The sequence below is a fragment of the Dubosiella newyorkensis genome (genome assembly GCF_001945605.1).
In the GTDB taxonomy this organism is placed as follows: Bacteria; Bacillota_I; Bacilli_A; order Erysipelotrichales; family Erysipelotrichaceae; genus Dubosiella; species Dubosiella newyorkensis.
On sequence record NZ_MPKA01000045.1, the window covers coordinates 1 to 14,860 of the forward strand.

At 31.6% G+C, this 14,860-nt stretch carries 9 protein-coding genes; 1 reads left to right on the forward strand and 8 read right to left on the reverse strand.

Annotated elements, in window-relative coordinates:
- Positions 1-284 (forward strand): transposase domain-containing protein (locus BO225_RS13060; RefSeq protein WP_143356741.1); only part of this gene is annotated, 284 nt, incomplete at its 5' end.
- A 306-nt stretch (positions 285-590) separates the two neighbouring features.
- Here the strand turns inward: BO225_RS13060 and BO225_RS02540 are convergent.
- From BO225_RS02540 to dptF, 8 genes are all read right to left on the reverse strand, one after another.
- Positions 591-1,226 (reverse strand): hypothetical protein, encoded by a 636-nt coding sequence (locus BO225_RS02540; RefSeq protein WP_143356743.1) that lies wholly within the window; start codon positions 1,224-1,226, stop codon positions 591-593.
- A 2-nt stretch (positions 1,227-1,228) separates the two neighbouring features.
- Positions 1,229-2,377, reverse strand: a complete 1,149-nt coding sequence (locus BO225_RS02545) for a cysteine desulfurase family protein (RefSeq protein WP_076340715.1) — start codon at positions 2,375-2,377, stop codon at positions 1,229-1,231.
- Positions 2,361-2,756, reverse strand: coding sequence for a DNA sulfur modification protein DndE (dndE, locus tag BO225_RS02550; RefSeq protein WP_076340716.1), 396 nt, complete (start codon positions 2,754-2,756; stop codon positions 2,361-2,363). The genes BO225_RS02545 and dndE overlap by 17 nt, the downstream gene beginning before the upstream one ends.
- Entirely contained in the window at positions 2,756-4,708 is a 1,953-nt protein-coding gene (gene dndD / locus BO225_RS02555; RefSeq protein ID WP_076340717.1) for a DNA sulfur modification protein DndD, read from the reverse strand. Before dndD ends, dndE begins: the two co-directional genes overlap by 1 nt.
- On the reverse strand, positions 4,705-6,213 hold the full coding sequence (gene dndC / locus BO225_RS02560) for a DNA phosphorothioation system sulfurtransferase DndC (RefSeq protein ID WP_076340718.1): 1,509 nt from the start codon (positions 6,211-6,213) through the stop codon (positions 4,705-4,707). The genes dndD and dndC overlap by 4 nt, the downstream gene beginning before the upstream one ends.
- 116 nt (positions 6,214-6,329) lie before the next feature.
- Entirely contained in the window at positions 6,330-11,717 is a 5,388-nt protein-coding gene (locus BO225_RS02565) for a helicase HerA domain-containing protein (protein ID WP_076340719.1), read from the reverse strand.
- Complete coding sequence (gene dptG / locus BO225_RS02570) at positions 11,701-13,098, reverse strand: DNA phosphorothioation-dependent restriction protein DptG (RefSeq protein WP_076340720.1); 1,398 nt, start codon at positions 13,096-13,098, stop codon at positions 11,701-11,703. Before dptG ends, BO225_RS02565 begins: the two co-directional genes overlap by 17 nt.
- A 5-nt stretch (positions 13,099-13,103) precedes the next feature.
- Positions 13,104-14,840, reverse strand: coding sequence for a DNA phosphorothioation-dependent restriction protein DptF (gene dptF, locus BO225_RS02575; RefSeq protein ID WP_076340721.1), 1,737 nt, complete (start codon positions 14,838-14,840; stop codon positions 13,104-13,106).
- Between the last annotated feature and the right edge of the window lie 20 nt (positions 14,841-14,860).

A 14,860-nucleotide genomic window follows, 5' to 3' on the forward strand; every position in this document is an offset into this window, starting at 1 on the left:
TGGACAACGGAAGTCTGCCGATGACCAATTCGCTTGCCGAAAGGACGATCCGAAATTTTGCGGTAGGAAGAAACAACTGGCTGTTTTCGGGAAGTCCTAGAGGAGCCAAGGCTTGCGGAGTGCTCTATTCGATCGTAGAAAGCGCCAAAGCCAATGGGCTGATCCCTTACAAATACATCCTTCACCTTTTAAAAGAACTTTCAAGACATGCTGGAAAGCTGACCAGCGAAATACTGGAACAATGTATGCCTTGGAATCCAATTTTGATCAGCCTATGCCAATAAAAACAAAGACGCTCATCGCAGGTAGAGATATTGTCTCTGATTCGATGAGCGTTTTCTATACGCTGTTTTAATTCCCGCTTACAATAACCCTACATGGAAAATCATTAAGAGAAACTTATTCCAGATTGAAAGATAGTGAGTGAACAGAAAAATACTCACGAGTAATCATTTTTAAAAATCACGGCCGTTCTGACCGTGATTTTTAGTGGACTTCTCTCCGTATTTAAATAATTACGCGAATAGACTTTTCCAGCGGATTAGGTGGACTTCTCTAGCGTACAGGGTGGACTTCAATTAGTGGAATACTCAGGATTGAATATAAACACACTTATGAAATTGAATCCAACCAAGCAAAAGAAAATATTGATCACGAAAAAAATTTCCCCATTCTGGATTAATGTAGACTTTTGTATTTAGTCCTTCAAAAGCACCAATCGTATAAGGAAGAGGATCTTCCTCATTTATTTTTTTGATCAATTCAATTGTATCTTTCTTTTTGCTCCAGATTGGATTATTACCCGAAATTTTTAAAAACGGTGAAAGAGTTCTAAAAGGAACATATTGAATAAGTTTTCTTTTAATCGGAAGAATTGAAGATTCATGTTCTTTGATTAAATATTCAATCATTGAATCGGATTCTATTTGGTTTTCCCTTGTTTTAGCCGACAAAACTGGCACAATCTCTTCTAATAAACTCTTATTAGTTCCTCTTATGTTGACTCCCAATTTTAAATGAAATCTAGTTACAACAAGCCAAACCTCACAGATCATTTTATTAATAATTTCATCAAATGTAATTTCTATTTTCTGACTTACACTGATTTTAATTAAAGACTCAAGCCAATAATACTTATAGCATTGAGTATAATCACTTAGAATCATAGAAAACTTTCTCAAATTCAAGTGATTATAATACTTTTCTAATTCGTATAAATCTTTCATGTTTATTGTAAATTCTTTGCCACATCCAATAAACGAGCAAATTCTTCTTTTAAAACCTTAAGATTTGTATGGGGGCCCCAACTAATTCGAACAGAACTTGCGATTTCAGATTGATTTAAACCCATTGATTCTAGAACATAGCTACCCTTATAGTTTTTAGAATTACAAGCCGATCCATTCGATATCCCGCAAAACTCCTTTGTTAAAATCATAAGAGCTTCCGAATTGATCCCTTCAAAAGCTATATTCAACGTATTGGGTATTAAATGCTCTATATTCCCATGAATTGAATATTTAATAGTTGAGTCTCCTAATAGCTTTAAAATGGCATTTTGGCATTCTTTAAGCTGTTTAAAGTTCCCCTCATACTCTTGCTCAGCTAATTCACAAGCTTTACCGAAACCAGCTACTAAAGCAGTTGGAACTGTCCCTGGACGAATTCCTCCCTCTTGCTCTCCTCCAAACATAATTGCTTTAATCGGAGGCAATTCATAATTTTTTCTTCGCAAAATCAAAGCACCAATTCCTTGTGGTCCAGCTAATTTATGGGAACTAAGTGTCAACATATCATATTTGATTTTTTTTAATTCTGGAACCAACTTTCCAGCGCTTTGAGTTGCGTCAATATGGAATAGGACGTCTGTAGAATCGAGCAGTTCTCCAATTTCTTCAACCGGAAAAATCACTCCTGTTTCATTATTAACATGCATTATGCTAACAAGAAGCGTTTTATCTGTTATCAAGTTTTTGATTTGATTTACGTCGATCTCTCCATCTTGATTTGGATTCACATAATCAATTATAAAACCGTCATTTTCAAGATGCTTCATCGTTTCCAAGATTGCTTTATGTTCTACCGAAGTTGTAATAATATGATTCTTTTTTACTCTTAATGCGTATTCCTTAAGTCCCAGAACAGCAATGTTATTGCTTTCAGTTGCACCACTTGTGAAAAAAACTTCATTCGATTGAACATTTAGAAGATTTCCAACTTTTTTTCTTCCTTCTTCTAAAATAGTTCGAGTATTCTTTCCAAAATCATGAGTTCGACTGTCCGGATTTCCAGGATAGTTTTTATAAATATCTATCATGGTATCTAAGACACGTTCATCGATCGGAGAAGATGCATTATAATCAAGATAAATTGCCATGTTTTTCCTCCGTTAAATTGATCAAATCAGAAAAACTCTTTATGAATCCAGTACCACTTAGGTGAGCAATACCTCTTTCTAAATGAAGTTTAAAATACTTAGCCAAATTCTCATCATCAATACTTAAATCTTTTTCTAAGCACCAATTCTTGATTAAAGCTTCATATATGTCTCCATAATCTCCAGCAAAAGTATACCAAGACATTTCAACATTGCTGTCACTAACGATTGGCAAATCAGCAGGAATAGTGTCTTCAGAAATTGAATAGCAAAAAGCCCAACGACAAAGAATATTCCAATTTTCAATTCCTGTCTTTCCTTTTAAGCGAGACAATTTGTCTTTTGCTTGGGAAGACAATTTAATTTGTTTTAAAAACATTATTCCCACCCAAAATAACCTTTCTCAATTCTAGAAGATTTTGTTTCTTGATCATACTTTATAGTAAAAGAATCCCCTATATTTTCTTTTAATGCCAAAAAATACCCATGATCAATTTCTGTATCTGTGGAAAGCAAAATCGTTTGTTTGCTAATATAAGGAAAATATTGGTCAATTAACGCATACCTATGATTCGAATCCAAACGAGATAAAGGTGTATCAATAATTACAGGCAATTGTTTTTTTGAACATATCGCTAAGGCCCACAACAAAGATATGATCATAAGCTGTTTCTCTCCAGCCGATAAAGATGAACCGTGAATTTCCTTTGAATTTGAGTCAAAATAATGTAAATTCAAAGTCTGTGGATCAATCCTTACCTCACTAATCAAATTCTTTTTATTTGCAATTTTCAAATAGCACTGGGCAATCGTCTTGGACAATTCTTCTAATTTTAAATTTTGTAATCTTTCTTTAAATACCGCCAAAATTTTTGTAGCTAAACTTGAATATTTTATTAAACGATGATCTTCATCTCTTTCTTCCATATTCTTAAGAAGCTTCTCGACGGATTGATTAACTTTAAGAGTTATAGACTTTAAACTTTTTTCTAACTCGTTTCTTTCCTGTGTAATAAAACACTTTTTCTGTTCGAGCCTCGCAATTTTTTGATTAATCTCTATAATTTCTCTATGCCTATTTTGTAAATCTTCTTGGTCAATATCCAAATCTAAATAATTATTGATATTTTCTATTTCTTTTTTGTATTCTTTCAATTCAGAGTTCAAATTTGCAATGTTTTTTTGAACTTCTTCAAATTTATTATTAAGCAATTCTTCTAATTGCATTCTACTTTTCTCACTAAATTGAAAGATAGATTGATTTTTTTCTAAGACTTTAGAATCTGCTTTTATGAATTCCATAAAATTTTCTAAAACTTGACTTTCTTGAGTGTTCTTTCCAGATTCATTTACAAAAGCTAAAATTTTATCATCTAACCATTGAATAGAGGATTGTGTAAAACTTGCCTGATATTCTTCAGCCACCTTTTCATTGATTGATTCCAAATTCTTTTTTACTAACAAAAGTGGCATTTCATTTGAAGATAAGTCCAGCATCTTCTTTTGACATTGCTCTTTTAAAAGCTCTAAATCACTTCTTTTTTTAATTTGTTGTTCTCTCTGAGCGGTAACTTCTCCGCCTTTCTTTTTAAAATTGGTTTCTTTTTCTTCTAAAATTTTACGCAAAGAATCAAGTTGATTGGATAGTTCGTTCATTGAACTTTCTTTATTCTGGAGTTCTTGTTCTAAAACTTGTCTTTGTTTTTTTAATCGATCTGATTCTTCTAAATCGAAGTCATTTTTTTCTGTAGTTATATTTTTTAAAATTCGCTCTATATCATGGTCCAAAGTATCTAAAACACTTATGCCTAGCAGTGCTTTAATAGACTCTTTCATTTGGGTATTGATATTTTTTCCAATTAGTTTCGATATTTTCTCTCCATCAAAGAAGAAAAACCTAGACAGCTCACTTGGCAATTCATTCTCAATAAAAATATTCCAATGTTCAGTTAAAAAAGATTCGACTTCGCCGTTTAATTTAACCGTTACATTTTCAGCTGTACGTAAGGTATTTCCTTTCCATGATTTCACCACTGTGTAAACTTGTCCATTATTCTCTAAAGTAAAATCCAATTCTATAGAAGCAATTTGATCAACACTATTTTTATTTACAAAAGAATCAAGGTATCGACCATAGTTATTAAAATCACTCTCTTTATAAGCAAAAGAGTTGGAACCATATAAAGCCAATAAAACGGCTTCTAAAAACGTTGTTTTCCCCCTACCATTCATTCCACCAATTAATACGACTGACTTATCATTGGTAAAAATAAATTCATTTTCCCCATTATAAATACCAAAATCCTTAAGATAGAGTCTTTTGATAATCATTCGTCAGCCTCCTCTTCTGGAAAATCATCATTTGTTCCTTCAAAAAAATGTTCGTTATATTTACCACCTAATTCTTTTTTTCTACTCATTTTTTGAGTATAAAATTGAGTGGCATCCTCTTCATTTTGATAAAAATTCCGTTTTATTATCTTCTCAAGATTCTTAAGAATTCCGCTTCTTTTATTCAAATTACGGCTTTCCATTTCTTGATCAATCAACGAATACATCATTTCAAAAGCAAGTTCTTCTTCAGGTGCAACTTCTTCACAAACACTTTTTAATAAATCCCATTCTTTTTTATTATAATTGGATACTGGAATCCATTCTGGGTCATCAAAATCTACTTTAAATACTTCTTTATAGATTTTCGGTAACGAATCATCAAATTCATGATTTTCTTTAACCCATATTCTACGTATTTCTCTCAATTCAGGCAAGGTAATAATCTCATAATTTCTGTACTCTTTAGGAGCTTGTTCCTGAACATACAATTGAAGTTCAAGAAGCTTCCTAAGCCATATTTCGCGCCATTCCTTTTTATATGGACCATGATTCAATCTGCCCATTCCACCTTGGAGTGCCCCTGACCTCTTTCTAAAGCTTCTTCGTTCACGATCATTTTCTAAGTTTCCAAATTCATCTCTAAAATTAAGAAATTTCTTTAACCACGAATTATCTTCTTGATTATTGCTGATCATAGCTTCCATGGATTTATCTTTCGAAACAACCGTACATACCCAACATCCAAAACGACTTTTTCCACAACTAGGTACACTTTTATCTTGAATAATAGGGCATTCATTGTCTGCTGTCGCCCCTCTGTATAGAGTTAACAATTCAGTATTAGGAAGATTCCATGGATTGGTATATTGGAGCAAATAAGCCCAAACATCATCGTCAGACCAATTTTCTAAAGGCGAAAAAACAAGTTCATTTGCTAAAGTTGGATTTGGGCTCAATAAGTCTCTTACTCTCTTTTTAGCCAACGCTTCCATAGAACGAGCACGATTGACACTCTCTGCTTTTCTTGTTCCAAGAATCATAATAATTTCGCCATGTTCAGCAATTCTGTTTTTTATGAAATTGTTTACTGGCTGAATTTTTAGACGGTCCGTACACCATCTCAATTGTCTTCTAGGAACAGGATACCCTCTTCCAATGAAATTCACCCAAAATGTTTGATTATATTCTGGTGACAATACATGCGTAGTAAATGGAAGTGCAGAAACTTTAGAAGCATGTTCCATCTTACCCAAAGCATTTTTTGCCCATCGTGAGACAATCGGAGATTCCACTAAAGTGTCCGTATTAATGATATGGATTGTTTTTGTTCTTTTTTCTAAAGGTAGTTTGCTTATCGCATACCAAACTAATTGCAAGGTTGCGGTAGAGTCTTTTCCACCTGAGTATCCAATAACCCAAGGAATATCATCAACAAGATAGAGTTTTCTAATAATATCCTCTAATTCTTGAATATTTTCTTTTGTAATATTATTAGTTGTCATAAAAATCCTTTCAATCTACCGCTTTAACGAGTAGATCAAAAAAGAAGCTTAGCCGCTTCTTTTTTGAGTTTTCAATTTACTATAATAAAATATTTCGACCCAATTCTCAAAAAAATTTAGTTTTTATTCTTCCATTTTTTATATAGTTTCCAAAATGGATAATCTTCAATTTTTATTGGATCCCCATTTCCTACTTTAACTAAGCTATGATGTTTAATTAATTGTGAAATTTCCAATTTTATTTTTTCGGTTTCTGGACTTTTTGGTTTTGTTTTAAAAACGAAACCTATGTCATTATTTGATAAATCAGATACATTATGAACTATCCAAGTTAAAATATACTTAGAATAGTCTGTTTCACTATTGTTAAAATGGGATAGTGATTGCGTTGATAATATCATACCCACCCCAAATTCTCGCCCTTCTTTCATGACTTTATTCAAAGATGGAAAGTTCAAAGACATAAAGTTTTCTGCTTCATCAACTAAAACAAATTTCGTCAATTGTCGATAAATATTATCAAGTCGACTAGAACCTTTTGCCTGCATTTGAGCATAAAACAAATCTAGCGTTATCGCGGCTATTAGATTTTGTAATTGAGGATTATATCCATCTAATTCAATAACAACAACCCCATTCAAAAGACCATAAAGTGATTCTGTTTTCTTAGGATCGGATTCAAAAACTTCATACTCATGTAATTCATCCATAGCAGCGCCAAGAGAATCGTTATGATTAATTTCTTCGTCCGAAATATAAACATTATAAACATTATGAAATGTTGGAGGTTCTTTTGACCATGTATTTGGATCATTTGAAATGATTCCTTTTTCTTCATAAGCTTTCTTAATACAGTTTTTCAATATATTAGATTGTTTAACCCCTAAAGAATAAGCTTTACTAATAGTGGCGACAAAAGTCCCTGCAGTATGAGTAGGAAGTAAAGGTCTAAATTGCTTTGATTCAATTAAAGAAAATGGATTAAAAGGTAGATGATATGGTTGAAAAACTCGTGCCTTGGTAATTTCTACAAAGTCTTCCTTGGACTCATTATAATCTCCTTTATAATCAAAAATTAAAATCCCTAAATCTTCACTCGAAAAATTATACTTACGATTTTGAATCAATTGAGTAATGATCGATTTTGTGCATTGGGTTTTCCCTGTACCCATAGTTCCAATAATTCCGGTATTCGTATGGAATAATTTTTCTGTATTATTTGGTTCCCAAATTACATCTTTTCCATTACTAATATCGGTTCCTAGAAGAATCGTCATTCCATGTGTTTCCTTTTCTTCCTCATCCTTATACTGTTCAAATTCATCCTTATTCTCTTCTGCTAACGAAACTTGTTCTAATTCTTTTATTTCTATAGGTGGATCCTGAATCACTGAAATGTTTGGCCCACCATTTCCTTGATTATTGGCATTGATAAAAATTCCGGGATCATGCTCATTTATATCGTACCCGTCCCAAGAGTCAGGCTCGTCTGTAGAAAAGTTATCTTCCATTCCTCGATCAGAGCATGTTTGGAAATGACAACTCATTTTTCGCTTGATCCTTTCTACAGATTTTACCAAAAAATTATAACCTTCTAATTCACTAAACGATAAATAAAGAATGTCCTCTTTTAATTCTTTAGATGGTTCCGTACAATCTTTTGTAAATGTTATAATAGCTCCTTTACCAATATAACTTTGATCAAAGGAATCGAATTTAAATTCATCATTAATTAGTTTTGTTCTTATATTATAAAGAAGATAATTCCAGTTAATTGATGGGTCTACTTCATACAGGTCAAATTTCTCTATAAACAATAAGATTTGTTTTATAAAGTAATTCTTTAATAGCTCAACTTTCATATTTGGACCGCCTGTATTCTGTAATGCTCCATATAATCCTTGACTTGTATGCTGAACTTGTTTCTTTGCTTTATCAAGAACGTTATTCCCATTAAAACCAATCTTGACTTCGACAGGATATAAATAAACTGGAATCGTACCTCCTTCAGACTCTGTGATTCTAAATCCTACTAATAAAAGGTCATCTGAGGTGACCCCTCCTTCAAAACCTAGATTTTTTGCCGATAACACTCCATCATTACGGCTTAACCCTGTACTGCCTGAAACTCGAAGCATTTCTTCCATAGAAATAGGGACCCAAATTATTTGATCTGTCTCGAAAAACGCTAGGCAAACCTTCATAGCAGACAATATACTCAATTTTTCTCTACTAAATTGATTGTTGCTTTTTCGATCATTCGAGATCATGCGCAATAACCAGTTGCCACTAACCACGTTAAATAAATTCACAATTTGCCGGATTTCCGATGCATCGGCTAAAACTCCTTTATCTAAGAGTTCCTCTTTGATAATTTCGCAATATTGATCTGATTTTGCAGTGACCGTTATATCATCATATCCATTCGAATTGCTAAGCTGATCACTATAATGAATAATCATTACATCTTTTGAGTTTCGATCTGAAGTAAAAAATGAAAGATCTATTTTTGGTTCAATTAGAACTACCCAGTTTGTTTGTTTATATAATTTTTCTAATTTTTTCTTTTGATTTTCTGCAAGTTGAGTAATAATAGTTAACCCTTCTTCATAGCCATTCGAAGTATTAAATACTCGATATAATGAATTTAAGGTATCGCTAAAGCAAGAAAGATCATTTTTTACTGAATTTTTCAAACCAAACCCTGTTTTATACCAAATTCCATCATGCGTGGAAGATAAACCAGAAACCAGTCCATTGAGAGACAAGCCTGTATTCATGTTTATGCTACGGGCGCTTGCCTGTTCATCGGAATCTTTCATTTCGAAAAACGTTAAATGCGAATAAACAAAAGCATCATCTATGTCTCTGACATTATAACAATGAATCTTAGAACTAAGAATTACTTCTAAATCTGCGATAAATTTATTCTCCACATAAGAACTATTCATTAAGTAGCGAGTCAAAGAATTAATGTTTCTTAACACCTCAAAAGCACTAACAACACCTTCTTGAAGATAAATATAAATATTCATGGAAATCATATCATCAACTGATTTATGAGTTTTGATTTCGCCAATATAAAACTCTATGATCCCTTTTAACGCTTCGCTACCAGTTCCCATATTTACCAATTTGATTGCTAAGATGTCATTGGTTAATCCACTAAACAGAAATGGGAAATGTTCAATAAATTGTTTAATTTTCTCTCTAACTATTTTGCTTACAAAATTTTGTTCCGCCTTAAAACGATCATCATTTGCTAAGCCATAGCATACCCATTCTAATGTGCTTTTAGCTTCTATTACTTTATATAATTGATTAATACTCATGTTAATATATGGCACAAGATATAAAGAACTAAGCATCTTCATCAACACATTTTCTGATGTGTTTTTCCAATCTAAAGCATCAAATCCACCCTCAAGCGCAATTGCGGAAAGTTTTAATCTATATAACATATTCAAAGGATGAAAAGGAGTGAAGTAAATCGTATGATCATCCTGATTAAAAACTGTTCCTAATTGTAATACACCCATATTCGGTACGGTCAATGTATTACCCGGATTAATATTTGATAAATAAGTTTTTACTTTTTCTATATATTCTGTTGCAACTCTTCTTAAATCATCATTGTAATATGCTAAACTTGGAATCGTTTTTTCTTTACGAAATTGATCTAGTAAAGAAAGATAGGCTTGTTTTATTTCTTCAGGTAAATCTAGTTCTATCGGAATTAAAGAATCTTCAGATATTTCAGAAGCAAACATTTGTTCAGCAATGATCTTTTGTTCCATATCAAAAAAGTGATTTAAAGCCTTTGAAACAGAATACGCAACATTCTCTAACTCTATTGTTGTTTTCCCATTGTAAGAATAATATTTGAAACTTTTTTGTTTCTGAAGAGTCAAAATATGAATTGCCTCATCGTTCAATGTGAGTTTTTTCTGAATCTCTGTATTAAGCCTTAAAGGAACCTCAATCAATCCAACCTTAATTCCAAAATCTATATGCGCCTCATAATCATTACCATCCAATTTTAATTCTAATTTTTCATTATATTGAATAGGATAAATAGAATTTGGCTCTAAAGTTTCCAATTTAACTGAATCTATATTCTTTCCTTCAAAAAACAATTCTTGATCCCATAACAAAGTAATCGGTAAATTACTAACAGATTGCGACTTCTTATATTTAGACACTAAAAAACATGTTTTATATGGCTCCAAATAAATAGAATCAATCCCTAAAATCTCAACAAAAAAATTCACTTTTTCTTTGGAAATATTATTCTCTCTATCACGAACCATCTTTAAAGAATAAACACCTATAAAATCCGCGTCTATTTTCACTAAGACCGATTTTTTATTATCTGATAAAACGGTATCTATTTTAGAAGAACCCGTTTTTGCCCATTCAAATGATGAAAGCAATTTTGGATAAGAGATTTTCAAATTAACTGTTTTATAAGGCTCAGGATTAAAGATTAGAAGATGAATATTTCTTTTTTTTGCTTTTGTTTCTCCTTCATGACGAACAAAGCTCTCTAGAGGTTCAACGAGTCCATTTTCATCCGAATATGTTTCGATTATTAAGCGATCTAAATCCAGTTCGGACTGATTAGATTGGATTTCATTCTTCTTCACCTTTTCATAAGAAAGATCACTAAACCATTCTTCATTGTTGTCTTTCTTTTTTTCTAATTCAGAAATTAATTTTCTTTTATATTTTCCTTCAAGAGCTTCTTTAATATTTTGATATTGAAACACGTCATCTAAATTCAAATAAATTTTTTTATTCTCATCATAAATACGTTTAATTTCAGCTTTACTTAATTTCTTCTGTAGAAATCGTTCATCAGGTAGTAAATGTAATCCATAATAATCGGAATCTTTCAATTTACCATTTTCTAAAATAACGATAATTGGCTTAAACAAATACAAAGAAGATGAATCCTCATATTGATCATTGATGATTTCATCTAAAGAGTACATGAGTACACCTTTTTCAACCTCATTAAAGTTGGACCGCTTTATACTATCTGACAGTTCGGTTTGAAGATCCTTTGGAGAAAAAGGATATCCTGTTGCTTTTAAGCTGACAGCTCCACTTTCGATCGTATCAATTGGAGCATAATCCAAGATCAGCATTGTACGATTTAAATTCCTTAATTTAGCAAAAAATCCATCACTAACGGCATTATCCTTAGGACAAACTATGACCTGAATACTGCCTGATATAGAAATTTCTAAAGTTTCGTATCCATTTAATTCAAACACTTGATTGAGTTTGAGTTTTTTTGCTAATTTACAAAGAGCATTATAAATCCCCTCTACTTCTTCAGGATTTGAAAGATTTAAATAAAATTTTTCTCCATCTTCCAAGGCTTTTGCTGCGGCTAAATTTTTAAAAAAATCATATATAGTCTTAGCAATCCACATATAAAAGGCATCATTTTGTTCCTTGGTTATGTTATTCTCCATATTTTTATATTCGTTTGACATATTTTGCCTCTCCACTGTCGCTTTTTTTATCTATTAAACTCAGCTTCTCAAAATAACCTTCTATTTCTTTTTTGGAAATCGAATCGAAATATATGCCTCTTTTTTGGAATTCTTCAAACAATGAATTCAATAATATTTTGTCTTTCCCTTTAATACATATTTTTGTTAAAGAAATAAGATCCGCTTCAGTAATAGTCAACATATTCCCATTTCTACCCCTCGGCTTTAAAAATCTTTGTTTAATTGTCAGCTCAAAACTCTGTCCGACTTTTTTTCTTACATCATCAGAAACCTTTAATTTTATACAATCAAAAATTGTTTTGAGGGCTTGGTCCAAAGTAAAAGAATCTAGTATTTCTTTCCTCTGAAACTCCTCTTTTGTTTTATCGTCTTTTTTGTTTAAATATCCATCCTTATAACAATTTAAAAGAGTCTTTAATTGGCTAATTATATACGCTCGATCGAATGAATCTTCGCATTCATTTTTAAGTGTGATATAATCTATCATTTCATTAAATTGATATCCAATATTCATAAAAGCAAAAAATACAGCATGAATAAACGCATTTTGAACGGCTGGCTGTAATAACTTCCACCCTTTTAAATAACAGTCACGATTTTGATCCGTTTTTTCATTTCCAAAACAAAAATAAAGAGGAGTATTCTCTGTAGCAGAACCCGAAGAAAACTGATTCAATGTCAACAAGGTCTGAGATGTATAAGATAAATAGTATAAATTAAGCAAAAAAAACAATGTTTCGTCTATTTCGATCGAATTACTTAAGAGATATCTAAAATCTTTTTCATAAATCTCATTAAATGATTCTTTCACCTTATAATAATTTGTAGATGAAACCTGTTCCGTAGTTTTTGAAACAGCCGTATTGAACCATTGCTCAAAAACATTTAAATATTCTTCCTCGTTCACAAAGCATTCGTCAAAAATTTGTTTAATATTTTCTTTATCTCCTAAAACAAACGCCATATAGTTTCCGATTTTAGAAATAACATTTGAATCTTTCGGATTCACTTGTCGAATCAAAGTTAAATTCAATGGTCTGATCGTACCTTCTTCCGTGAAGAAATAATCCTTAACAATATTTTGTAACTCAGGAATCAAATCAGTATCAATAATTAAATCTGTTTTAAGTTGCTCAAAAATTTGTTCGAAAGAAATCTCTTTATTTTTTTCTCCCGATAGATGTCCGAAATATTGAGAGACCAATATTTTTAAATCAAATCCAGTTTTTTTCAATTCTTGCAAGTCATGAGAACCAAAAGGAAAGAGAGCACCCTCCGTTTTAGTTAATGAATGCTGTTTAAAATCTCCCGAATCATCTTTAAACGCTACATTAAACTCTTTTTCTTTAAAGCAATACATAGTATTTAATCTCCCAAACCAAATTCATAGTATTCTTCATTTTCGCTAATTTTTGAAAAAGTAAAAATTTTTGATACATCTTCTTTCGGCACGATGTTTATACTACTTCTTTGATTTCCCAGTTTCTTCAACTCTGAAATAAAGCTCTCAAAATTTGTAAAGCGGTTCAAATCATCAATCGTTGGTTGATAACCTTCTTTCAATAAACTCATCAAAAAAAACAGCGAATGATTAATAATTAAGTCAATCCGTTGATTCGAGTTTCCAATTTGTTCAAACTGAATCGCAATATATGGACTGAATCTTTGAATAACTTCCTTGTTTCTATAATTTAATCGAGTGGCTTTCCTTTTGAAATCAATTTTCTCCAATAACAAATATTCTGGTGAGTCTCCGATCACATACAAGTTGTTATTCGCATTATAGTCTTCCCATAACTTGATTGACTTCTTTACGTCCTTTTCTAAGCCAATCATTGTTTTTGTATCATCAATGCAATAGTGATATAAACAATCAATAAATGCATCGAATTTCCCTTCTTTCAGAAAATCCATATTGTGCATTTCACCTAAAAGAATGATGAAACGAAAAATAAGATTTTTAAGGTCTGAATCTAAATTAAGCAATGACGATAAATCTAGCTCTTCACTAAATTCAGAATATGGCGTTCCTTTTACAGCTTCTAATAATTCAGGTTTTATATCTTGCAAAGCATTGTACTTAAACGAGAGATCGTCAAATGATTCACTACGATTTCTTAAAACAGAAAGTGATTGAATGCTATCTAAAAGTTTCGAAACTCGTGGTTTTTCATTTAATAAAATCGGTGTCGTATCATTATAATAACGCTTAAATAAATCTTTATTTTTTAAACGCCCATAATCTTCCATATTAAAGTTATTCGGTACTAAAATATCATAAATTAAATTAAGAAATTCACGAGTAGTAACAATAGAATTTTGCTTTAAAACAACTTCTGCTACTTTTAATGAAATATATTTTTTCTTTTCATCAGAAAAAAACAATTCATAATTCTGTTTAATGGGACACCGATTCCGAATTGGACAATTAAAACAATGGGTTTTGTAAGCAGCATAAAATGGATTCTCTAAATTCTCGTCAAAAATCCGATGCAGCAATCCCATCAAATAAGACGTATCGATACCTTCTGGTGTCAATGAAAAAATTTGAAAATTAGAAAAGCTCACGTGTTGGAAAACACTATCCTCTTTATATCCTTCAGAGCGATCATTTCCCACAAGAATGTTCTCTTGAATTACATAATCCTTTAATGCTTGAAATGATTCCCCAAAAGAAGATTCAATAAAATTGTTTAACACGCCTAAATTAATCGCAATAATGATTTTCTCATTCCCTGTACTTAAATTTTGATCGCTGAATGCACTTAGTCGGTTTTTTAAATTCTCAAGATTGGATTGGGTAGGGATTTCACTTTCTGTCGCATCATTGATTATCTCAAAACCATTCAATAAGTACCGATCTTCTCCATTCTTCAATTCCGCTAAGAGATTCGATTTTCCGTCTCCTGCATTTCCACAAATCAGCACCAAAGATTTCGTATTATTTTTTTGTATTTCAGAAAGAATTGTTTTTAATTCATCTTCGATATTCCTATGAACATGAAAATACTTTTTAAAATCATCATATTCATTAGAGTTGTCTATAGAATTCTTAGACGATTTCTGTAATTTCTTTAAGACTGGAATAAATTCACATGCCATAATTCTTCTCCCACGATTGG